The sequence below is a fragment of the Flavobacterium profundi genome (assembly GCF_006491645.1).
GTDB lineage: Bacteria > Bacteroidota > Bacteroidia > Flavobacteriales > Flavobacteriaceae > Flavobacterium > Flavobacterium profundi.
This window is the reverse complement of sequence record NZ_VDCZ01000002.1, coordinates 23,665-47,502: the sequence shown is the minus strand read 5'-3', so window position 1 is coordinate 47,502 and position 23,838 is coordinate 23,665. Positions and strand designations below refer to the sequence as shown.

The 23,838-nt window shown below is 30.5% G+C and carries 17 protein-coding genes; 14 read left to right on the top strand and 3 right to left on the bottom strand.

What is annotated here, in order from left to right; genetic code table 11:
* The 6 genes from FHG05_RS03010 (at position 1) to pheT (ending at position 10,089) form a co-directional block, all read left to right on the top strand.
* Positions 1 to 3,087: an efflux RND transporter permease subunit gene (locus FHG05_RS03010; protein ID WP_140996535.1), complete on the top strand. Its 3,087-nt coding sequence runs from the start codon at positions 1 to 3 to the stop codon at positions 3,085 to 3,087.
* A gap of 3 nt (positions 3,088 to 3,090) precedes the next feature.
* Positions 3,091 to 4,395 carry a TolC family protein gene (locus FHG05_RS03005; protein WP_140996534.1) on the top strand — a complete coding sequence of 435 codons (1,305 nt, stop codon included), beginning with the start codon at positions 3,091 to 3,093 and terminating at the stop codon, positions 4,393 to 4,395.
* 234 nt (positions 4,396 to 4,629) lie between these two features.
* A complete protein-coding gene (locus tag FHG05_RS03000; protein ID WP_140996533.1) occupies positions 4,630 to 5,493 on the top strand; it encodes a bestrophin family protein in 864 nt (287 codons plus the stop codon).
* 18 nt (positions 5,494 to 5,511) lie between these two features.
* Positions 5,512 to 6,492, top strand: coding sequence for a S41 family peptidase (locus FHG05_RS02995; protein ID WP_140996532.1), 981 nt, complete (start codon positions 5,512 to 5,514; stop codon positions 6,490 to 6,492).
* Between the two features lie 12 nt (positions 6,493 to 6,504).
* Positions 6,505 to 7,521, top strand: coding sequence for a proline iminopeptidase-family hydrolase (locus FHG05_RS02990; RefSeq protein WP_140996531.1), 1,017 nt, complete (start codon positions 6,505 to 6,507; stop codon positions 7,519 to 7,521).
* 138 nt (positions 7,522 to 7,659) lie between these two features.
* On the top strand, positions 7,660 to 10,089 hold the full coding sequence (gene pheT, locus FHG05_RS02985) for a phenylalanine--tRNA ligase subunit beta (protein ID WP_140996530.1): 2,430 nt from the start codon (positions 7,660 to 7,662) through the stop codon (positions 10,087 to 10,089).
* 117 nt (positions 10,090 to 10,206) lie between these two features.
* On the opposite strand, the gene FHG05_RS02980 is transcribed toward pheT, so the two are convergent.
* Entirely contained in the window at positions 10,207 to 13,125 is a 2,919-nt protein-coding gene (locus FHG05_RS02980) for a T9SS type A sorting domain-containing protein (RefSeq protein ID WP_140996529.1), read from the bottom strand.
* A 125-nt stretch (positions 13,126 to 13,250) separates the two neighbouring features.
* On the opposite strand from FHG05_RS02980, the gene FHG05_RS02975 reads away from it, so the two are divergent.
* The 7 genes from FHG05_RS02975 to FHG05_RS02945 all read left to right on the top strand — a co-directional run bounded on the left by FHG05_RS02975 (position 13,251) and on the right by FHG05_RS02945 (position 21,021).
* Entirely contained in the window at positions 13,251 to 14,012 is a 762-nt protein-coding gene (locus FHG05_RS02975) for a Rossmann-like and DUF2520 domain-containing protein (RefSeq protein ID WP_140996528.1), read from the top strand.
* Entirely contained in the window at positions 13,993 to 14,523 is a 531-nt protein-coding gene (locus tag FHG05_RS02970; RefSeq protein ID WP_140996527.1) for a KdsC family phosphatase, read from the top strand. Before FHG05_RS02975 ends, FHG05_RS02970 begins: the two co-directional genes overlap by 20 nt.
* Before the next feature lie 66 nt (positions 14,524 to 14,589).
* On the top strand, positions 14,590 to 15,537 hold the full coding sequence (locus tag FHG05_RS02965) for a geranylgeranylglycerol-phosphate geranylgeranyltransferase (RefSeq protein WP_140996526.1): 948 nt from the start codon (positions 14,590 to 14,592) through the stop codon (positions 15,535 to 15,537).
* Positions 15,524 to 16,114 carry a Maf-like protein gene (locus tag FHG05_RS02960; protein ID WP_140996525.1) on the top strand — a complete coding sequence of 197 codons (591 nt, stop codon included), beginning with the start codon at positions 15,524 to 15,526 and terminating at the stop codon, positions 16,112 to 16,114. Before FHG05_RS02965 ends, FHG05_RS02960 begins: the two co-directional genes overlap by 14 nt.
* On the top strand, positions 16,098 to 16,634 hold the full coding sequence (locus tag FHG05_RS02955) for a mechanosensitive ion channel family protein (RefSeq protein WP_140996524.1): 537 nt from the start codon (positions 16,098 to 16,100) through the stop codon (positions 16,632 to 16,634). Before FHG05_RS02960 ends, FHG05_RS02955 begins: the two co-directional genes overlap by 17 nt.
* 96 nt (positions 16,635 to 16,730) lie before the next feature.
* Positions 16,731 to 19,175 carry a PIG-L family deacetylase gene (locus tag FHG05_RS02950; RefSeq protein ID WP_140996523.1) on the top strand — a complete coding sequence of 815 codons (2,445 nt, stop codon included), beginning with the start codon at positions 16,731 to 16,733 and terminating at the stop codon, positions 19,173 to 19,175.
* Positions 19,176 to 19,287: 112 nt separating this feature from the next.
* Positions 19,288 to 21,021, top strand: coding sequence for a sodium:solute symporter (locus tag FHG05_RS02945; protein ID WP_140996522.1), 1,734 nt, complete (start codon positions 19,288 to 19,290; stop codon positions 21,019 to 21,021).
* A 9-nt stretch (positions 21,022 to 21,030) separates the two neighbouring features.
* Here the strand turns inward: FHG05_RS02945 and FHG05_RS02940 are convergent, their stop codons facing one another.
* Positions 21,031 to 21,903 (bottom strand): AraC family transcriptional regulator, encoded by an 873-nt coding sequence (locus FHG05_RS02940; RefSeq protein ID WP_140996521.1) that lies wholly within the window; start codon positions 21,901 to 21,903, stop codon positions 21,031 to 21,033.
* A 434-nt stretch (positions 21,904 to 22,337) separates the two neighbouring features.
* Between FHG05_RS02940 and FHG05_RS02935 the strand changes: the two genes are divergently transcribed.
* Positions 22,338 to 22,733 (top strand): DUF3244 domain-containing protein, encoded by a 396-nt coding sequence (locus FHG05_RS02935; RefSeq protein WP_140996520.1) that lies wholly within the window; start codon positions 22,338 to 22,340, stop codon positions 22,731 to 22,733.
* 116 nt (positions 22,734 to 22,849) lie between these two features.
* Here the strand turns inward: FHG05_RS02935 and FHG05_RS02930 are convergent, their stop codons facing one another.
* Entirely contained in the window at positions 22,850 to 23,701 is an 852-nt protein-coding gene (locus FHG05_RS02930) for a DUF2911 domain-containing protein (protein WP_140996519.1), read from the bottom strand.
* Positions 23,702 to 23,838: the final 137 nt, after the last annotated feature.

Below are 23,838 nucleotides of genomic sequence, written 5' to 3'. Positions count from 1 at the left end.
ATGAGTTTATCTACCTTAAGCATAAAAAGACCTGTTCTTACTATCGTTTTAAACCTAGTAATTATTTTATTTGGTTACCTTGGCTATAAATTCTTAGGAGTAAGAGAATATCCTTCTATCGATCCTGCACAAATTTCGATTCGTACCAATTATACAGGTGCTAATGCCGATATTATTGAATCACAAATTACAGAACCTCTTGAAAAAGCAATAAATTCTATTGATGGTATTCGAAACATTACTTCTTCCAGTAACCAAGGTAGTAGCTCTATTACTATTGAATTTAACTTAGAAAAGGATTTAGAAGCAGCTGCAAACGATGTAAGAGATAAAGTATCACAAGCCATTAGAAGCTTACCAGAAGATATTGATTCCCAGCCTATTGTTTCTAAAGCAGATGCCAATAGTGAAGCCATTATTTCGATGACGGTTCAAAGTGAAACCCGTAACGCTTTAGAACTAAGCGATTACGCAGAGAATGTAATTAGTCAGCGTTTGGAAACCATTCCAGGAGTTAGTGGGGTCCAAATTTGGGGACAAAAACGGTATGCGATGCGTTTATGGATCAATCCGTACCAATTAGCCTCTTACGGACTAACGGTTGCAGATGTAAGAAAAGCATTAAATGATCAAAATGTAGAATTGCCTTCTGGAAAAATTACGGGTGATAATACCGAACTTACTGTAAAAACAGTGGGTAATCTTACAACTGCTGAAGAGTTTAACAATATTATTATCAAAGCAGAGGGCGACAAAGTCATTCGTTTAAGCGATATTGGTTCGGCTACATTAGGACCGGAAAACATCGAAACCCAATTAACCCAATCTGGTAAACCTATGGTTGCTGTTGCAATTGTACCTTTACCTGGTGCTAATTATTTAGAAATCTCTGATGCCTTTTATACAGAATTTGAAAAACTAAAAAAAGATTTACCAAAAGATATTCAGTTGAATATCGCCATTGATACTACGACCTTTGTCAAACGTTCGGTTACCGAAGTCGCAGAAACCTTACTAATTTCAATTATACTCGTAATCTTAATTATCTATTTATTCTTTAGAAATTGGGCCATTGCCTTTCGACCTTTAATTGATATTCCCGTTTCTTTAATTGCTACCTTTTTCATTATGTGGTTGTGTGGCTTCTCCATTAATGTTTTAACACTTTTAGCTATTGTTTTGGCTACTGGTTTAGTGGTAGATGATGGTATCGTTGTAACCGAAAATATCTTTAAAAAAGTAGAAGAAGGCATGTCGCCTATTGAAGCAGCAATCAAAGGTTCTAATGAAATTTTCTTTGCTGTTATTTCCATTTCGATTACGTTAGCTGCTGTATTTTTACCGGTTATCTTTTTAGAAGGTTTTGTGGGACGTTTATTTCGTGAATTTGGAGTCGTAATTGGTGCAGCTGTATTAGTCTCAGCCTTTGTTTCTCTAACCTTAACCCCTATGTTGAATGCATATTTGATGAAAGGTGGCGAACAAAAAAGAACTAAATTCTACGATTTTACCGAACCTTACTTTGAAAAATTAAATTCGGGGTATGCTACTTATTTAGAACGATTTGTAAAACATAAATGGTGGAGTTTTGCTATTATAATTGTGTGTTTCGGTTTAATATTTTTATTTTTTAATATCCTACAAAAAGAGACAGCACCTTTAGATGACCGAAGTGGATTTGTCATGCGTATGTCAACCCCAGAAGGAGCAACTTATGAATATACGGATCGTTTTATGCAAGAGATGTCGCAATTAGTAGACGATTCTATTCCTGAAAAACGAGTAAGTTTAGTCATTTCTTCTCCTGGTTTTGGAGGTGGTTCTGTTAATAGTGGTTTTATCCGAATATCACTAAAAGATCCAAGTGAAAGAGAAAAGTCGCAAATGGATATTGCGGATGATTTAACCAAATGGACCAAACGCTATACCGATGCACGTACTTCTGTTATTCAACAACCTACTATTTCCGTTAGCCGTAGAGGTGGTTTGCCTATACAATATATAATACAAGCGCAGAATTTCGAAAAACTACAGGAAAAAATTCCTTTGTTCATGGAAGAAGCGTCTAAAGACGATACCTTTTCCATGGTAGATGTAAACTTAAAATTCAATAAACCCGAAATCAATGTTACCATAGATCGTGAAAAAGCTAAAAGTCTTGGAATTTCTGTTATTGATATTGCACAAACTTTGCAGCTATCGCTTAGTGGACAACGTTTTGGTTACTTTACCAGAAACGGGAAACAATATCAAGTAATTGGTCAGTTTTTACAAGAAGATAGAGCAACACCTTTAGATTTAACATCGATTTTTATTAAAAATGATAAAGGAGAGTTAATTCAAATGGATAATGTGGTTTCGGTTGAAGAACAAAGTAATCCACCACAATTGTATCATAATAACCGTTATATGTCAGCTACGGTTAGTGCTGGCTTAGCGCCAGGAAAAAGTATTAATGACGGTATTGAAGCCATGGATGCAATTAAAGCGAAAGTATTAGATGATACTTTTACCACAGATTTAGGTGGAGAATCGAGAGATTTTGTAGAAAGTAGTTCCAATACTTCCTTTGCATTTGGATTAGCATTATTGTTAATTTTCTTAATCTTAGCAGCTCAATTTGAAAGTTTTATTGATCCATTTATTATTATTCTTACCGTACCCATGGCCATTGCTGGTGCCTTATTTTCTTTGTGGTTGTTTGGTCAAACTTGGAATATTTTCAGTCAAATTGGAACCATTATGCTAATTGGATTGGTTACCAAAAACGGAATCTTGATTGTTGAATTTGCCAATCAATTGCGCGAACAAGGAAAATCAAAATATGATGCAATTATTGAAGCATCAGAATCTCGATTACGCCCTATTCTTATGACAAGTTTAGCCATTGCTTTGGGTGCCTTACCTATTGCTATGTCATTAGGCGCAGCTTCTGCCAGCAGAATGGGAATGGGAGTTGTTATTGTAGGTGGAACTTTATTTTCACTGGTTTTAACATTGTTTGTCATTCCAACGATTTATTTAGTATGGTCGAAACAAAAGAAACACCGTCCCGAATTTGATAATCTAGATGCTTTAGAAAAATAAATTATGCTACGAATCCCTTTCTATATCCTATTGTTTTTATTTAGCTATTCGCTTCAAGCGCAAGATATTTTAACCCTTGAAGAGGCCGTAACTTTGGCTTTAGAAAACAATTATGAAATTAAAATTGCAGCAAACAATTCGAAAATTGATGCTACCAATAATAATTTAGCAAATGCTGGTATGTTACCTACATTAAGTGCTAATTTAAACAATAATAACAGTCAAACCAATACCACTCAAACACAAGCTGATGGCTCTCAAAGAACACTTAATAATGCTAAAAATTTCAGTTTAACCTACGGTGTTGGGTTAGATTGGACCGTTTTTGATGGTTTAAGTATGTTTGCCCGAAAAGAACAATTAGCTACTTTAGAAGCTCAAGGAAAAGCAGAATTACAAGCTACAATTTTAAATCGAATCAGTGATGTCTATTTAACCTATTACGATTTAGTGCAACAACAACAAGTAATGGCTTCTATTGATAGTGCTATAGTAATTTCAAATGAACGAGTTACTACAGCACAAAATCGCTTTTCTATTGGTAAAGCTTCCAAATTAGAACTCTTAAATGCACAAGTGGATTTAAACACCGATAAGAGTTTGTTACTCAGTCAAAAAGAGATTTACAAAAACACTAAAATCAAATTAAACGAATTACTAGCGAGAGATTTGCAAACCGATTTTAAAGTCATACAAGAAGTTACTTTTGAAGACAATCTTACTTATGAAGAACTTAAAGAATTGGCAGCCGAACAAAATCCGCAATTACAAGCACAAATCCTCACCAAAAAAGTAGCCGATTTGAACCTAAAACAAGTCAAAGGGAATCGTTATCCTACAGTTCGAATAACCTCTGGATATAATTTTACACGTTCTGAAGCTTCCTTAGGATTTATTACACAATCTTCCGGTCAAGGTTTTGTGTATGGAGTTTCAGCCAGCGTACCAATTTTTAATGGCTTTTTACAAAATAAAAGAGAAAAAGTAGCGAAATATGAAGTTGAAAATGCGGCTTTCGTTTTGGGCCAACAAAAATTAGCTTTAGAATCGCAAATGGCTTCTTTTTATCAAAGTTATCAAACCAATTTAGAGCTTACTAAAATTGAAACAGAAAATGTAGCCATAGCCAAACAAAACTTAGAAATTACACTAGCAAAATTTAAAATTGGAACAATTACAACCATTGAAGTTCGTACCGCCCAACAAAATTATATTGAAGCCTCAGTTCGTTATGCAACAGCACTATACAATACCAAACTTTCTGAAATCAATTTAAAAGAATTAGCTGGAACTTTACCCTTGAAATAAATTATTTTTTTCAAGGGTTCGTTCGATTGGAATCAAATTGTCAATTCGAGTGCAGTCGAGGACATAATAACAAAACATCTGCGCTCGAAGTGACCACTTAACTCTACTTAATGGTTCCCCATAAAGTTAGAAATAATTACATCGTATACTTTATTTTCAAAGAATACTTTTTAAATTGTACTAGAATTATCTATTTTTATCATTCAATTTCTAAATTTTAATTTCTAATTTCAAATGGTGCAATACAACCCGAAGGACTGGATTACTTTTATTTTTCGTTTTCATAAATCGGATACTTTTCGTCAGCTAATTCCCATGATGATTACGATAGGAATTTACTCTTATGTGGTTGCCTATTTAGAAATTGAATATTGGCAACTTTCAGAGCAAAGTCATGTTAAAAACATAACTATTATGCATGGTATGTTAGGCTTTGTCATTTCATTACTATTGGTTTTCAGAACCAACACCGCTTATGACCGTTGGTGGGAAGGAAGAAAACATTGGGGAGCCTTGGTTAATAATAGTAGAAATTTAGCCATAAAATTATCTGTTATTTTAAAAGAAGAACAAGATAAATCTTTTTTTAAGCGCATTATTCCAGCTTATGCTTCCGTATTGCAAAAGCATTTGTCAGATGAAGATACAGCAAAAATGTTATTTGATGGTATCGACTTAGAAATAGATCATCACAAACATCGTCCCAATCAAGTGGCAAAAATACTATTTAGAAAAATACATGAATTGCATTTAAATGGCACAATTTCTGGTGACCAATTGATTATCATAAATAATGAAATTCAATCTTTTACTGATATTTGTGGAGCTTGCGAACGAATCAAGAATACACCCATTCCCTACTCTTACAGTTCGTTTATTAAAAAATTTATATTTTTCTATATTATGACCTTGCCTTTTGGTTATGTATTTAATTTAGGATACTATGTAATACCAGTTGTGGTTTTTATATTTTATGTCTTGGCTAGTTTAGAATTAATCGCAGAAGAAATAGAAGATCCTTTTGGTAATGATGCCAATGATTTACCTACCGAAAAATTAGCGAGTAATATTAAAAAACATGTAGAAGAAATTTTATAGATAAATCTTAAAAACTCGATGAAAAAAAAGATTCTAATAATAGTAATTGTATCAACCTTTTCGTTGAGTTGTAAAAATAATTCTTCACCTAACTTGTCTCCTACTGCAAAAGGATATATTGATGAAGTTATAACATTATTAGAGAATAATTCTGTAAACAAAAATAAAATTGATTGGAAGCGATTTAAAACAAAAATATATTCTAAAGCAACAAATGCGCAAGAAATTAAAGACACTTATCCTTCCATTTTTTTAGCAATTAAGGAAATAAACGATAAGCATAGTTATTTTGAGCCAATTAATAATACTAACCCAATAAACATCGAAAAACCTTTACCTCAATTAAAAGATGAAATTATTCCCCATGATATAGGATACATAAGAATTCCCTATTTTATTGGAAACAAAAACCAAAAGGACAAATATATACAAGCAATACTAGAAAAAATAAAAAAACAAGATCATCTAGGTATAAATGGTTGGATTGTCGATTTAAGAGACAACTTTGGTGGCAATATGTGGCCTATGCTATTAAGTATCGAACCTATACTTGGTAATGGTAATGTTGGTTATTTTTTAAATAGTAATAGTCAGTATGAATCATGGAAACTTTTTGAAGGTAAAGCATATCTAAATGATACTCTTGTAGCCAGTCAAGAAAATGTATTTCAATTGAAAAATAATAACCCTTATGTAGCCGTTTTAATTAATAATCAAACAGCTAGTTCGGGTGAAGCAATTAGTGTTGCTTTTAAGGGTAGAAATAAAACAAAGTTTTTTGGAGATAGTACATATGGTGTTTCAACAGGCTGTAAATCCTATACTTTATCAGATGGTTCACGAATTAACTTAGCTATTAGCACTTTTATAGATCGTAATCATATTAAATATGGTAACTCAATAGCACCTGATGTAAAATGTAAAGAAACTAAGACCGTAGAAAAGGCAATTGAATGGATTAATTTAATTAATACAAATAACAAACAGATTATACCTTAAATATAGATCATTATGAAAAATATAATTGTGACTTTCATCCTTACTTTCCTATTAATTGGCTGTAAAAACGAAAAAGTAGTTTTAGAAGAAGAAACTTTGGTCAATTACTACCAAATCGATTCTACGATTATTCAAGATGGCGGCATAAAAATGATTCCAATTACTACAAAGGATACTGTTTTTCATGTTTGGACAAAACGCATTGGTAACAATCCAAAAATAAAAGTATTACTTTTAAATGGCGGCCCAGGTTGTACACATGAATATTTTGAATGCTTTGAAAATTTTTTACCTGCGGAAGAAATTGAGTTTATTTATTACGATCAGTTAGGTTGTGGAAATTCCGATAATCCAAAAGACACCACATTTTGGGATTTACCAAGATATGTTGAAGAAGTAGAACAAGTTCGTAAATCTTTACACCTAAACAAAGACAATTTTTACGTATTAGGTCACTCTTGGGGAGGCATTTTAGCTATGGAATATGCATTGAAATATCAGCAAGAAATGAAAGGTTTAATTATTTCCAATATGATGTCGAGTTGTCCAGAATATGGCAAGTATGCAGATGAAGTATTAGCCTTACAAATGAAACCTGAAGCACTTTACGAAATTCAAAAAATAGAAGCCGAAAAAGACTTTTCTAACCCAAAATATATGGAATTATTACTTCCAAATTTTTATGAACAACATATCTTAAGATTACCTGCAAAAGATTGGCCAGAACCTGTAAATCGTTCTTTTGCTAAGATGAATCAATCTTTATATGTAACGATGCAAGGTCCGAGTGAATTTGGTATTTCTGGAAAATTAGAATATTGGGACAGAACCCAAGAATTAAAAAATATTACGATTCCAACTTTAGTAATTGGTGCTCAATTTGATACAATGGATCCCAAATTCATGCAAAAAATGGCAAATTTATTACCAAATGGAGAATACCTCTATTGTGAAAATGGAAGTCACATGGCTTTTTATGATGACCAACAAAACTATTTTAAAGGTTTGATTGCATTTTTAAGAAAATAAAAGTAAACCTAAAATACTTTTAATCAATTTCTAAATAAAATTGGTTTTCAAATTTTAAATTTACTACAATTAATATTCTTTTCACATTGGCACATTGATGAATTAATTTTATCTTTGCACCTTTAAAATCGATTCATAATGCGTATTTCATACAATTGGCTTAAACAATTCATAAAAATTGACTGGAAATCTGAAGAAACTGCTGCTTTACTAACTGATCTTGGATTAGAAGTGGAAGGTGTAGAAAAATTTGAAAGTTTAAAAGGTGGTTTAGAAGGTATTGTAGTAGGTCACGTTCTCACATGTGAGCCACATCCAGATGCAGATAGATTAAAAGTTACAACTGTCGACTTAGGAGATGGTAATCCACCTGTACAAATTGTTTGTGGTGCACCTAACGTTGCAGCTGGCCAAAAAGTTCCTGTGGCAACCATTGGAACAAAATTATATGATAAAGAAGGAAATGCCTTCGAAATAAAAAAAGGAAAAATTCGTGGTCAAGAAAGTCATGGAATGATTTGTGCAGAAGACGAATTAGGTTTAGGGGAAAGTCATGATGGTATTTTAATTTTAGATGCTAACTTAAAACCAGGTACTTTAGGAAAAACTGTTTTTAATATTGAAACAGATGAAGTATTTGAAATAGGTTTAACTCCTAACCGTGCTGATGCCATGAGTCATTTTGGAGTGGCAAGAGATTTAAAAGCGGGATTCGTTCAAAAAGAGAAACATATTGAATTAATTACGCCTTCGGTGAGTAATTTCAAAGTTGACAAACGTACTTTAAAAATGGACGTAACTGTTGAAAATGAGAAATTAGCTCCAAGATACTGTGGTGTTACTATTTCTGGTCTTAGTATTAAACCTTCACCTGCTTGGCTTCAAAACCGATTAAAAGCGATTGGTTTAACTCCAAAAAATAATGTAGTTGATGTTACTAATTATGTGTTACATGAATTGGGTCAACCTTTACATGCCTTTGATGCAAATAAAATTAAAGGCAACAAAGTAATTGTAAAAACAGTTGCTGCTGGAACTAAATTTACAACTTTAGATGAAGTTGAAAGAACTTTAGATGCTGAAGATTTAATGATTTGTCACGCTGAAGGTCCAATGTGTATTGCAGGAGTTTTTGGTGGAAAAGATTCAGGAGTAACCGAAGATACTACTTCTATTTTCTTAGAAAGTGCCTATTTCAATCCGGTTTCTGTTAGAAAAACAGCCAAAAGACATGCGTTAAATACAGACGCTTCTTTTCGATTTGAGCGTGGTATTGATGCTACTATTACTGAATATGCATTAAAAAGAGCAGCGTTATTAATTCAAGAAGTTGCTGGTGGAGAAATTACATCCGATATAGTGGATTTATATCCAAAGAAAATTGAAGATTTTCAAGTATTCTTAAATTTCGAAAAAGCTAAAAAAGTAATTGGTGAAGAATTGTCTAAAGAAACGATAAAGAAAATTTTAGTTGCTTTAGATATTAAAATTAACAATGTTACTGAAGCAGGTATTGGTTTAGTAATTCCATCTTATAGAGTTGATGTACAAAGAGAAATTGATGTTATCGAAGAGATTTTAAGAGTCTATGGTTATAATAATATCAATTTTACTGAAAAGTTAAATGCTACAATTTCAAACTCTTCTCGTACGGAAGAATATAAAGTTCAAAATTTAATAGCCAATCAGTTGTGCTCACTTGGCTTTAATGAAATGATGGCCAATTCGTTAACTACACCAAATTACATTCAATTATCAAAAAATTTAAAAGAAGAATTTAATGTAGTGATGCTAAATCCATTGAGCAATGATTTATCAGCGATGAGACAATCGATGCTTTTTTCAGGTTTAGAAGCAATTTCTTTTAATATCAATAGAAAGAGAAGTGATTTAAAATTATATGAATTTGGTAAAACCTATCATAAATTACCTTCTGGATATGAAGAAAACAAACACTTGACCTTATTTTTAAGTGGGAATAGAGCTGAGGAAAATTGGACACAAAACCAACAAAAATCGGATTTCTTCTTATTCAAAGGTTATATCAATAGTGTACTTTCTAGAATTGGATTAGATAGCAAAGTATCTAGTTTACCTGTAGAAAGTGATATTTTTGCTGAAGGATTAAGTTTAGCTGTTGGTAAGGAAATCATTGTAGAGTTTGGAACCATCAAAAAATCAATATTAAAACATTTTGACATCAAACAAGAGGTTTTATTTGCTGATTTTAATTGGGGAAAAATTCAAAAATACATTTCAAATAAAATTAAATTTACTGATATTCCTAAATATCCTGCTGTAAGACGTGATTTAGCACTTTTATTGAATGAAAGTACTCATTTTGAAGAAGTGTATAAAATTGCAAAGCAAACCGAAAAGAAATTATTAAAAGAGATTAATCTTTTCGATGTTTACCAAGGTAAAAACTTACCAGAAGGTAAAAAATCATATGCGGTTAGCTTTATTATTCAAGATGAAAGCAAAACCTTAAATGATAAAGAAATTGAAAAAATAATGAATAAACTGCAAATGAATTTTGAAAATCAATTGGGAGCTAGTTTGAGATAGTTTTTGGTTGTTTGTTATCAGTTTTCTGTTGTAGGTTAAGCTATAATAAAACAAAAAACTCGTTTAGTATTCCTAAACGAGTTTTTTATTTAAGTGTGCATTCAGTGGAACCGAAAACTATTCTTTTATAAATTTAGTTACAGCACTACCCTTTTCAGTATTAACTTTTACAAAATACGTTCCAATTCCTAAACTTGAAACATCAATTTTATTTGTAGTATTTGGAATTGCTATTACAATTTGTCCTACTAAATTATAAATTTCAACTGAATTGATTTCTTCTTGATTTTTATTCGTAATATTAATAATTTCATTTGCAGGATTTGGATACAAAACAAATTCGTTTTCAAAAACAAAATCTTGATTACCTAAAACACTTTGAATAGCAGTTACATATTCATTTGTTATAATTGGAAAATTATAATCGAAAAATATACTCGCTGTATTACTAAAAGTCTGTCCAATAGCTAAATTATTCCTTGTTTTGATTTTAAATACTATATATCCATCATTTGTAGCATCGTTGAAATCTAAATTGATATTTTCGAAAATAAATTCTACTTTATTTCCTTTAAATTTTGTATAAAATTGATGACTTGATTGTAAAGGAATTAAACTGTTAATGTCAAATTTTGATAAGTCAATTACATCATATACAACAATATTTTGTGCTGGATAAGTCCCTGTGTTTTCAAAACGAATTAAATAATGCACATATTTACCAACCATTGAAATATCAACAAGTTCGCCCTCTAAACATATTTTATCATTAGGATCATAAGATCCTAAAACTGTTTGATTTAAAACAAAAATATTATCAACAGGAGTTTGATCAGTATTACCAGATGAAATTGAGGTTGTAAAATCTAAAACATCCCCATTATTCACAGCTGGAAATTCCATAGGAGAATTTACATTAAATGAAATTTCAATTTCTCTAGTTTCAAAAGGTAACAAATTAGTATAATTCCAACTAAAACTATTGGTTGCTAAACTATTATAAACTGGATTTGAAGATAGATAATCCAAAACTGTATCATCAAAAGTTAACATTACACTTCCATTTTCAACTTGATTACCTTTATTTTTATATATAATTTTATAATCAGCATCAAAACCTGGACGTGCAGGATTAATTGGAATTATATAAATTTCTAAATCATGTTTAGTACCTATTGGAGAAATACAAAAATTTTGCAAATATGGTGAGGTTTGATTTGGAAAATTTATTACCGTAGAAGAAGGACTTATTGTAAAATAATTTGAATCTTCAAGATAAGGAACTAATGAATTATTACCTGCAATCACTGGGATATTTAAATCGCCATCAGAATTTGAAAAAACATAGTTAACATTTGTACCATTAGTTAATTTAAATTTTAAATTTGGATATTTTACATCATTACTATCACATCCGTTAGAATTATAATCTAATATAATTTGACCATCAATAGTATAATAAGTACCACTTGGAACAAAAGTACAGAAAGAATTTAACTGACATTGAGAGTTGTTATAATTGTTTAAAATACTTTGATATGTTGAAAAATTATTTTCATCAACACATAGGTACAAAAGAGAAGGACTATTAAAACTATAATTAACATTATTCCATTGAGATGGAGAAACACCATTTTTTAGTAATAACATTTCCAAATTAGGACAATTATTTAATTGAACATTAATCAACGAAGTTGAGCTTGAAAGATTAACAAAGTCAACTGCACTATTATTCCCAAATACATTTAATAATAATTGAGAGTTCTCTAAATCTAAATTTGGAATGCCTGAATTTTCAACATAAATATCTTTCAAAGATGGAAAATGACTGTGTGTCCACGAATTTAAAGAACTTGTTCCATTCAAATTAAGTTTTTCTAATTCTGATAAATTCGATAAATTCAAACTTTCAATTACAGAATTATTAATACTTATTTCTTTTAAGTGTATATTATTTGATAAATCTAAATTTTGGATTGAAGATTTAACAATTTTTAATTTATTTAAATTTATACATCCTGACAAATCTAAATTTGTTAAACTTGGAGTGTTTACTTGTTCATTACAACTAAATTCAATTAAATTAATTAAATGTGAAAGATTTAGAGAATTAAAACTGAAACTAACTTGACCGACACCTGGAGTTTTATCAAGAATTAAACGCTCTAAATTTAAATTTGTAGAAATATCTAAGGTAAAAATTTTTTGAGAACGCCAAATTAGCTCTTTTAAAGATGTATTAGTAGTAAGATTTAAATCAGTAAGGCTTGTATAAGAAATATTTAAATACTCCAGAGTGTTTATACCTATAATATTTAAATTTGATAATAAAATGACTGCGCTACAATCTAAATATTTTAACGCTATATTAGAACTTAAATCTAAAGTGGTTAAATCGGCTTCATATAAATCCAACTTTTCCAAATTAATCAAACCTTGTACATTAAGACTAGAGAGGTTTTGACTTCTACAATAAAATTCTTTTAAATAAGGCAATATTGTTAAATCTAAAGTTCCAGAAGTAACACTTGTTTTATTTATATTTAAATATTCTAAAAGTGGAACGTTGCTGAAATTGAATTCCATAATTTGATAATTACCTGAAAGATTTAATTTTTTTAAATTCGAAATACCATCTAAATTTATCATGGTTAACTGTGTACTCCCTGAACAAGTTAAATCTTCTAAGTGTGGAAAAATTGAAAAAGATATAGTTTGTGCATAGTAAAAATGAATAACAAATCTTTTTACATTAATAAAATACTCTAACCCTGAAATTGAGTTTATAGAATTTGAAAGAGATGTAGGAACTACATTTAAATCTAATTCATAGACTTGATGAGCCTCATTTATATCAATTTCATTATCATCATTAGTATCAATTTTAATTTGATTTCCATTAATATCTTTTGCAGTTGCATTTGTTGTATCTGCATATAATAATTTAGTTTTAAGATTTGCACTTGGAAAATTAATAATTTGAGCAGATAGGTTAGAACTCAAACAAATAAATAAGAAAAAGTAGATTTGTTTCATATAATAGATTTAAGTTTCCAAAAATAAGATAAATAACCTTAATAATATTGTTTTCATAAAATATATCTTACTTTTAATGTGCTTATTTTAGCAACTCATTAGACAAAAAACACTAATTTAGCCTCGTGTTAAAAGTAATTGTAATAGGCAGCGGTAATGTGGCGCAGCACTTGATAAAAGTGTTTTTACAAACGAAAGAAGTTTCTTTGGTTCAGGCTTTTGCACGAAAAACTGAAAGTCTTTTACATCTGTTACCAAAAGAGCTAATAACCAACAACTATAAAGCTTTACTTGAAGCTGATGTATACCTAATTTCTGTTACAGATAATGCAATTCATGAAGTTTCGAATCTACTTCCGTTTAAAAATAAATTGGTTGTGCATACTTCTGGAACTTCAAATATTAACGTTTTAAGTACTAAAAATCGAAATGGTGTTTTTTATCCTTTGCAAACTTTTTCCAAAGATAAAGCAGTAGATTTCTCTTCTATTCCAATTTGCTTGGAAGCTGAAAATACAAGCGATTATGACACGTTAGAATTCCTTGCAAAAACCATTTCCAATAAGGTATATTCAATTGACTCAGTTCAACGTAGCACCTTGCATGTTGCTGCCGTTTTTGTGAGTAATTTTGTAAATCATATGTATGTCATTGGAAATGATATTTGTCAGAAAAACAAAATCCCATTTGAAATTTTACAACCTCTCATTCAAGAAGTTGCAACTAAAATAAGTGTCTTAACACCTAAAGAGGCCCAAACTGGTCCTGCTTTACGAAACGATACTCAAACCATTGAAAAACATTTAGAATTTTTAAAAGACTCCAATTATCAAGATATTTACCAACTATTAACGCAATCTATACAACATGTCGCAAAAGAGCTATAAAGAATTAATGAACAACATAACCACATTCATCTTAGATGTAGATGGTGTACTTACCGATGGAACCATACATGTAACGCAAACTGGGGAAATGCTTCGCAATATGAATATTCGTGATGGATATGCCATGAAAGCAGCAGTCGAAAATGGATATACTGTTTGTATTATTTCTGGAGGAAGTAATGAAGGTGTACGCGTTCGTTTACGAAATTTAGGCATTACCGATATTCATTTAGGAGTTTCTGATAAAGTAGAAACGTTTAAAGAGTTTATCGATATTTATAATATTCAACCCGAACAAGTATTATATATGGGTGATGATATTCCAGATTATCATGTAATGAAATTAGTGGGTTTACCTACTTGTCCGCAAAATGCAGCACCTGAAATTAAAGCTTTATCCAAATACATTTCTCATAAAGATGGTGGAAAAGGGTGTGTTAGAGATGTCATTGAACAAGTTATGAAAGTACAGCATAAATGGATGGAACATTTTGATGCTAAATACGATTAATGTTTCACTTTTTACTTTTTACTTTTTACTTTTTACTTTTTACTTTTTACTTTTTACTTAAAATAAATGAAATACCTTAAATTAATTCGTTACCAAAACTTATTGTTACTTGCGCTCATGCAAGTACTTTTCCGTTATACCTATTTAAAAGCAGCTACCTATACCAATTTAAGTCCGACTGGTAATTTTTTATCTTTAAGTCATTTGCAATTTGCCTTATTAGTGCTTTCTACAGTTTGTATTGCGGCTGCTGGTTATGTAATTAATAACATTTTAGATCAAGACAATGATGAAATTACCAAACCTCAAGATAGAATCGTAGGGAAAAGCGTATCAGAAAACTTAGCGTATAATATCTATGTAGGATTAAACCTTATAGGTGTAGGTATTGGTTTTTATTTATCCAATGCTGTTGGTAAAAAAGGACTTTTTACTGTTTTCATTTTTATAGCTGCTTTACTCTATGTTTATTCTACCTTTTTGAAAAAAATAGTAGTTGTTAGTAATATTGTAGTCGCATTTATTCTTTCTTTTAGTATCCTAATTTTGGGGATTTTTGATTTATTCCCTGCTACTTACGAAGGAAATCTGGTACAAATGAAAAATGCATTTGGTGTGCTGTTTGATTATGCTGTCTTTGCTTTTATTATCAATTTTATTAGAGAAATTGTAAAAGACATTGAAGATACAGATGGTGATTACGCAGCAGGAATCCAAACCATTCCTATTCTTTTAGGAAAATCTAGAACCGCAAAACTTGTTAGTATACTGATCATTGTACCAATTCTATTATTGCTTTACTATATCAACACCAACTTATTAGACTACAGCTACATACTTTTATATGCTTTACTTTTTATAGTAGGTCCGCTACTCTATTGCATGATAAAATTGTGGAGTGGAAAAACAAAAGAAGAATTCAAACACATTAGTACCGTTTTAAAAATAGTTTTATTGTTTGGTATTCTTTCAATTGCTGTAATCACTTATTTTATTCAAAATGGACAAGGATAAATTACTACCATATCATATTATTTTAGCTTCAGGTTCCCCAAGAAGACAGCAGTTCTTTAAGGATATGGATGTTCCATTCCAAACTCAATTGAAAGAAATTGAAGAGGTGTATCCTGATACTTTAAAAGCACAAGCCATTACAAATTATCTTGCAGAATTAAAAGCAGCAGCCTTTGAAAGTTTAGGTCCTAAAGATTTACTTATTACCAGTGATACAATTGTTTGGCATGAAGAAAAAGCATTGGGTAAACCAAAAAACGAAGAAGATGCTTTACAAATGTTACAATCGTTATCAGGAAAAACACATCAAGTAATTACTTCGGTTTGTTTTAAAACGAAAGAAAAATTAGAAACTTTTCATGAGGTGACAGAAGTTACCTTTAAAAATTTATCTGAAGCTGAAATTACTTATTATATCGAAAATTATAAGCCTTTTGACAAAGCAGGTTCTTATGGAATTCAGGAATGGATTGGTATTATCGGAATTACAAAAATTGAAGGTTCTTATACAAATGTAGTAGGTTTACCCGTTGAAAAAGTTTACACCAAATTATTGGAATATGCTAAAATTTATTGACAATCCTTATTTACACGAAGAAATACTAACTTTCATTACGATTTGTATCTTTTTTATTTTACGAATTGCTTCCTCAGAAATTGTAAGAAAGTTTGCCAAAATAAATGAGTCCTTAGAACACAGAACCAATCTTGTAATTAAGTACATCAACATACTAATTGGATTATTGGCCATCATATCGATTGTTATTATATGGGGCGTTAAACGAGAGCAAATTTTCTTATTCATTTCGTCTCTTTTTGCTGTTATTGGAGTTGCCTCTTTTGCGCAATGGTCCATATTAAGTAATATTTCGGCCGGAATTATTCTTTTTTTCTCCTACCCTTTTAAAATTGGTGACAAAATTAAAATACTGGATAAAGATTTTCCTTTAGAAGGTGAAATTGAAGATATAAAAGCCTTTTATATTGTCTTGAAGAATAACGATGACGAAAGAATTACCTATCCAAACAACCTATTAATGCAAAAAGGAATTTTATTAATTAAGCATACTTTTGAAGATCGAGAGTTTACCGACTAAATCATCTTATAAATTATTGTTAAAAAGGAAGCATTTCAATCTTCCTTTTTTAATTTTAGGCTCAATTTCATTTTTGGAATTAAAAAAACAAGAAAAATGACACGAAAAATTACGGTTATACTTTTATTAGTTACTTTATTACTTCAAGCACAAGCTCCTAAAAAATTAAATTCCAACCAAATTTTTGAAGAAGTTGAAAAGTTAAATTTCTTAGGAAAAGTGCTATACGTTGCTGCACATCCAGATGATGAAAACACCCGTTTAATTACCTATTTTGCCAATCATTATCATGCCGAAACTGCCTATTTATCTTTAACACGTGGCGATGGTGGACAAAATCTTATCGGACCTGAATTAAGAGAAAAATTAGGTGCCATTCGAACACAAGAATTATTAGCCGCACGAAATATCGATGGTGGTAATCAATTTTTTACCCGTGCTAATGATTTTGGTTATTCTAAAGAACCGAATGAAACGTTTTCCATTTGGAATAAAAAACAAGTCTTGGAAGATGTAATTCAAGTAATGGAAACCTTTCAACCTGATATCGTTATCAATCGTTTCAACCACAGAACTCCTGGTACTACTCACGGGCATCATACTGCTTCAGCCATGTTAAGTTTAGAAGCATATGACCAATTAAAAGTAAAACCTAAAAGAGTATTTTTCAATACTTCTTGGTGGTTTTACGGAAGTGAAGAAGCTTTTGAAAAAGCAGATAAATCTAATTTAATAGGTTTTAATGCCAATGTATATTATCCCTTAAAAGGGAAAAGCAATCATGAAATTGCAGCTTTAAGTAGAAGTCAGCACCAATGTCAAGGTTTTGGTTCAACCGGTACAAGAGGTGATGAAACCGAATACTTAGAATTATTAAAAGGAGATTTACCAAGTAATCATAACATTTTTGCTGGTATTGATACATCTTGGAAACGTATTAAAGGTGGTGAAGCCATAGGCAAAATATTACTCCCTATTCAAGAAAATTTCAATTTTAAAAATCCTGCCAGTCATATTCCAAACTTGGTAAAAGCGTATACTTTAATTCAAAAACTGGAAGATTCACATTGGAAAACCGAAAAAACCAAGCAAATTTTAAAAATAATTGAAGCTGCTAGTGGTTTGTATTTGGAAGCAATTACTTCAGTTGAAACTGCAACCAAAAATGAAAATATTACAATTACAATAGAAGCTATTAATCGCAGTAGTGCACCCATAAAGTTAATTAGCTATCGTCTTTTAAATCAAGATAAAAAAGAATACAAAAAAGAATTAACGAACAATGAAAAAGTAATCTTAGAAGAGAAGAATTTCACAATTCCTACTACAACAGATTATTCCAACTTATTTTGGTTAAAAGAAAAACCAACCGTTGGCATGTATCAAGTTAGCAATAAAACCATTCGTATTTATCCTGAAGAAAAACTACAGTTTCCAATCGTTTTCACTGTTGAAATAGAAGGCATTACCATTGATTTTGTGAAAAATATGGTATATAAAATGAACGATCGCAAAAAAGGAGAAACCTATATTCCTTTTACCGTTTTACCAGAAGTAACTTCAGAAATTGTAAATAAAGTTTCCATTTTTAATACCAATCATCCGAAAGACATCTTAGTCAAATTAAAAGCACATAAAAATAATAGTTCAGGTGTCGCTCTGTTACAAATTCCTTCAAATTGGACGGTGGAACCAAAAGAGATTCCGTTTGCAATAGCTACTAAAAATGAAGAACAAACTATTCGTTTTAAAGTGTATCCTCCAAAACAAGAAAGCAATGTTGATTTTAGTGTAGGCATCAAAACGGCTACGGAAAACCATCAATTCGAATGTGTTGAGATTCGATATGACCATATTCCAAAGCAAACTATTTTACAAGCCTCTGAAGGGAAATTGGTAAAATTAGATATTGAAACCAAAGGAAAAAACATTGGTTATCTTTTAGGTGCAGGTGATGAAGTAGGAAAATATTTGGAAAACATTGGTTACAACATTACCTATATTAATCCAACCGAATTACAAGCCGCTACATTAGCAAAATTTGATGCTGTTATTTTAGGAATTAGAGCCTTTAATACCGTTGAAGACTTAAAATTTAAGCAAAAAGAATTGTTTAAGTTTGTGGAAAATGGAGGTAATTTAATTGTACAATATAATACCACTAGTGGCTTACTTACTAAAGAAGTAGCACCTTATGAATTGTCTATTTCTAGAGATCGTGTGACCAATGAAAAAGCGGTTGTGACTTTTCTAGATCCTAAAAACCCTATATTAAATGTACCGAATAAAATAACCGCTAAAGATTTTGAAAATTGGGTACAAGAACAAGGTTTATACTATCCTGACAAATGGGACAAAGCTTTTACACCTATACTTTCTGCAGCTGATGATGGTGAAGAACAAAAACAAGGTGCTCTTTTAGTTGCAAAATATGGAAAAGGAAATTATATTTATACAGGTTTAAGTTTCTTTAGAGAGCTTCCAGAAGGAGTTTCTGGTGCCTATCGTCTTTTGGCTAACCTAATCTCATTAGATAAATAAAACAGTATGGAAAGAGAAAAAAACGAATGGAAAAGAAGTTATAATTATGTGCTCATTTTAAATGCGATATATATTTTAATTTTCGTTTTAATAATGGAAATCTACGCATAATATGGAATATTTAGATTGGATTGTACTTTCTTGTACTTTATTGTTTATTGTAGTTTATGGCGCTTTAAAAACCAAAGGAAGTGCAAATGTAAAAGATTACCTATTAGACAATAACGAAACCCCTTGGTTTACGGTTGGTTTATCGGTAATGGCTACACAAGCCAGTGCTATTACATTTTTATCCACACCAGGTCAAGCCTATCATGATGGAATGGGATTTGTTCAGTTTTATTTCGGACTTCCTTTAGCAATGATTGTAATTGCTTACACTTTTATACCTATTTATCATAAATTGAAAGTGTACACTGCCTATGAATATTTAGAACAACGTTTTGATATCAGAACGCGTACACTAGCTGCAGTTTTGTTTTTAATTCAAAGAGGTTTAGGAACGGGTATCACCATTTATGCTCCTTCTATTATTCTATCTGCTTTATTAGGTTGGAATTTAACCTTTTTAAATATTATTATTGGTGTTTTAGTTATCATTTATACCGTTACTGGTGGAACAAAAGCAGTAAATATCACCCAAAAACAACAAATGTTTGTCATTATTTCTGGGATGTTTATTACTTTTTTTCTCATCTTAAATTATTTGCCTGAAGAAATTGATTTTGGAAATATTCTCCATGTGGCTGGTGCGAATGGAAAAATGGATATTCTCGATTTTTCATACAATCCCAAAACAAGATATACTTTTTGGAGTGGTATTACAGGTGGTTTTTTCTTAATGCTATCTTACTTTGGTACAGATCAATCTCAAGTAGGCCGTTATTTAACTGGAAAATCGGTAAAAGAAAGTCAAATGGGACTAATTATGAATGGTGTTTTAAAAGTACCCATGCAATTTTTTATTTTATTGACTGGTGTACTTGTTTTCGTTTTTTTCCAATTTAATGATGCTCCTTTGCATTTTAATCCCAACAATGTTACTAAAGTAAAAGCTTCAACCTATAAATCTGATTATGAAAAAATTGAAGATAAACTTCACGTTGTAAACGAAGAAAAGAAAGTTGTTAATAAAATTTATGTAGAACAATTACAACATAATGATTATGATAATCCAGCTTTAAGAAAACAAATGGTAGCACTTTCCTTAAAAGAAAAAGAACTAAGAGAAGATGCAAAAGAAATTATCAAAAAAGTTGATTCTGGTTCTGAAACCAATGATAAAGATTATGTTTTTCTTTATTTTATTTTGCATTATTTACCCAAAGGTTTATTAGGATTGTTATTAGCGGTTATTTTTAGTGCTGCAATGTCCTCTAGTGCTTCCGGTTTGAATTCATTAGCAGCAACTACAGCAATTGATATTTATAAGAGAAATGTAGCAGATAAAAGTGACAAACATTATGTAACTGCAACTCAATATTTTACGTTATTTTGGGGTGTAGTTGCTATTGGTTTTGCCTGTATTAGTTCGCTATTTGAAAATTTAATTCAATTGGTAAATATAATAGGTTCTATTTTTTACGGAACCGTTTTAGGAATCTTTTTAGTAGGTTTCTATATCAAATATATTAAAGGTAATGCCATTTTTATTGGTGCCTGTTTAAGTCAAACCATCATCTTTATTATTTATTATTTTTACATTCATATTCAACCCGAAGATGATAAATTAAGTTATTTGTGGCTGAATTTTATTGGAGTTGTTTTAACGCTAGTGCTCTCCTACATTGCTCAATTATTTTCTGATAAACAAAATCAAACACCCTATAAAAAAGAGCTGGCATAAAGCTCTTTTTTATTTTAATATATTTTTCAATTCGTTTCGATATTGTGAAGCGTTTTTACCAGTATATTCATTAAAAAGTTTGTTAAAGTGACTAAAATTATTAAAACCACTTTCAAAACAAATTTTGGTAATACTTATGGGCTTTTCAGCGAGTAATTTACAGGCATGAACTAGTCGATATTCATTCACAAAAGCAGTAAAAGTCTTGTTGGTGATCTTCTTAAAAAAACGACAAAAAGAAGGAACAGTCATACTTACCAAGTCTGCTACTTGTTCTAAGGCTATAGACTCAAAATAATGGTTTTTCACATAATTAAATACGAGATTTATTTTGTCATTATCTTGCATTTGTGTAACCATTGAAAATCCGTCAGCATTTAAAAAGATACTATCTTTTGAATGCGCTAAATCATTTAAAATTTTCAAAAAACTTAACAATCGATCTAATGGATTCATTTTTTGCATCAATTCAATTTGGGAACCCACTCTATTTTTAGTTTCTTTCTCAAAAGCAATTCCTATTCGAGCGTGTTGCAATAAATTCTTAATCTTTTTCATTTCAACAATTTCAAAAAAATCTTCTCCTAAAAAATCAGGTTTCATTTGGATAACCGTTTCAACCGTATTACCTGTTTCTTCATTCGTAAATCCGCAATGGGGTAAATTACTTCCAATTAAGATTAAATCTCCATCTGTATAATACGAAAGGTGACTTCCAATTTGCCTTTTACCAGAACCTCCATTCACATAGACCAATTCTATTTCCGGATGATAATGCCAAATATCAGATTTATTATTGGTTTTCTCTGTATAAGACGCATAAGTAAAGGAACTTCCAAAAGAAGGAGCAATCGCTTCGAAAGATGGAGTAACGTTTTTCATAGATAATAAAGATAATGAATAAGATTTGTTTTATATACAAAATTCTATTTTTTAACCTAAATCGTTTTCGTGAAAGAAAAAATAGTATAGTTTCAATATAGACTTCAAATTTTAAAAAAATACTGGTAATTTATAAAAAAATGAATCGTATGCGTTTTTCCTACTTTTAGCATTGATGTACTTCAATAGTGTTGTAAAAACAGTAAAAATGAATACCACAAAATTAAAAACGTTCTTTTTTGGGAAACTGACAAAAAAAAGTATAAAAAATCACAATATTAACATGTACTAAATTAACCTAATATCACTAAAACGTTTTCGAAAAAGGTAATATAGTATATAAATTTGCAAATACAGTAGTGTTAATTGCTCACCACCCGCTCTAAATTTGCTTCATCGACAAACAAATAAGTATTAATTTAAAAACTACAATTATGAAAAGTCTTTTAAAATTATCTATGGTATTCGCAGTAGTTTTATCTACTATGGCAGTGCACGCAAATGACCTTGATTTTTTACTGTATGTAAAGAATAAAAATGGAAAACAAATTACTTTTTCTATAAATGCGATACAAGAAGCAACTATTACAATTTTAGACCAAGAAGGTCAAGAAATTTATGTTGAAAATGCAAAAGGAGAAAAAGGAATTAAAAAAACGTATAATTTAGAGCAATTCCCAGCTGGAAAATATATCCTAAAGGTAGAAAATAATCTAAAGAAAGTTTCTTATGAATTAGTGGTAACTGATGAAGATGCAACCCTTTCAACGAAAGGCATTTCAGAAACTTACAAAGTTACCATGACGAAAGAAAAATTGGCTAGTAACTAACATTAGAAATTAGTTCCATAAAAGAAAACTATATTTTGTTAAATAGTTAATTGAGATTTTAAACCAAAAAGCCGTTATTAAACTAACGGCTTTTTTTATATTTTTTAAGTACTAATTTATTTAGACCATTCAGCTATACTGTCTTTATTCATTTTCTCATAATCCGCATTACCTGCCTTTTTAGCTCCTTCTAATGAGGATTTAGCAGTAGCAATAGCTCCTTTTTTATCACCTGTTTTTGCCTGAATTAATGATTTTAATCGCAAATACCAAAAAGGTGTATCTCTATCGCTAGGTGCCATTTCAATAGCTTTATTGACCCAAGTTAATGCTTTATTCATATCATTATTGGATTGATAATAATATTGAGCAGCAGCAAAATAATCAGCGTAAGATGGTCCCGCTAAAGCTTTTTCAATACTTGCCATTGCAACTTCATTGGTAGGCACTGTAAAAGGTATTGACACATAGGTTCTTTCCCATGCTAAATCTAAAGTAGCCGAATCATTTGTAATATTATTGATAGCTATCGTGAAAGATTCTACCGAACGCATTAATGTTTCTGGTTTTACACTTACTCGCAAAGCAACTTTAGATTCGTCCCAATTTTCTGGTAAACCCCAATTATCAGTAGATGTATAAAAGATTACATCCCAACTATCTGCTTTTGGGGTGGTGTATAAAGCATACTTTCCTTTCTTTAAATCTTTTCCACTTACCTTAATATCTTGATCTACTGAAAAAGTAGTATTAGCATTGGCTCCAGTTCTCCAGTTTTTTCCATAAGGAACTAAATCTCCATAAACAGTTCTTCCTTTTGCTCCTGGTCTTGAATAATCAATCTGAATATCCGCCAAACCAACCATTTGATCAATTTTAGCAGCTGGACTCGCTTGAGGTGTTTTTACTTGTGCATAAGTTGATAGCATAGCCAATGCCAACAATCCAGTAAAAAATAACTTTTTCATCTTTTATTTTATTATTTTGTGTTATAAATAAGGTTTCTACGAAATTACTAAAAATCGCAGAGCTATATGTTAAGCTATTCCTAAAATTAAAATTATTTTGTTTAATATTTTCATATATTTGTTAAACAAAATAAGTT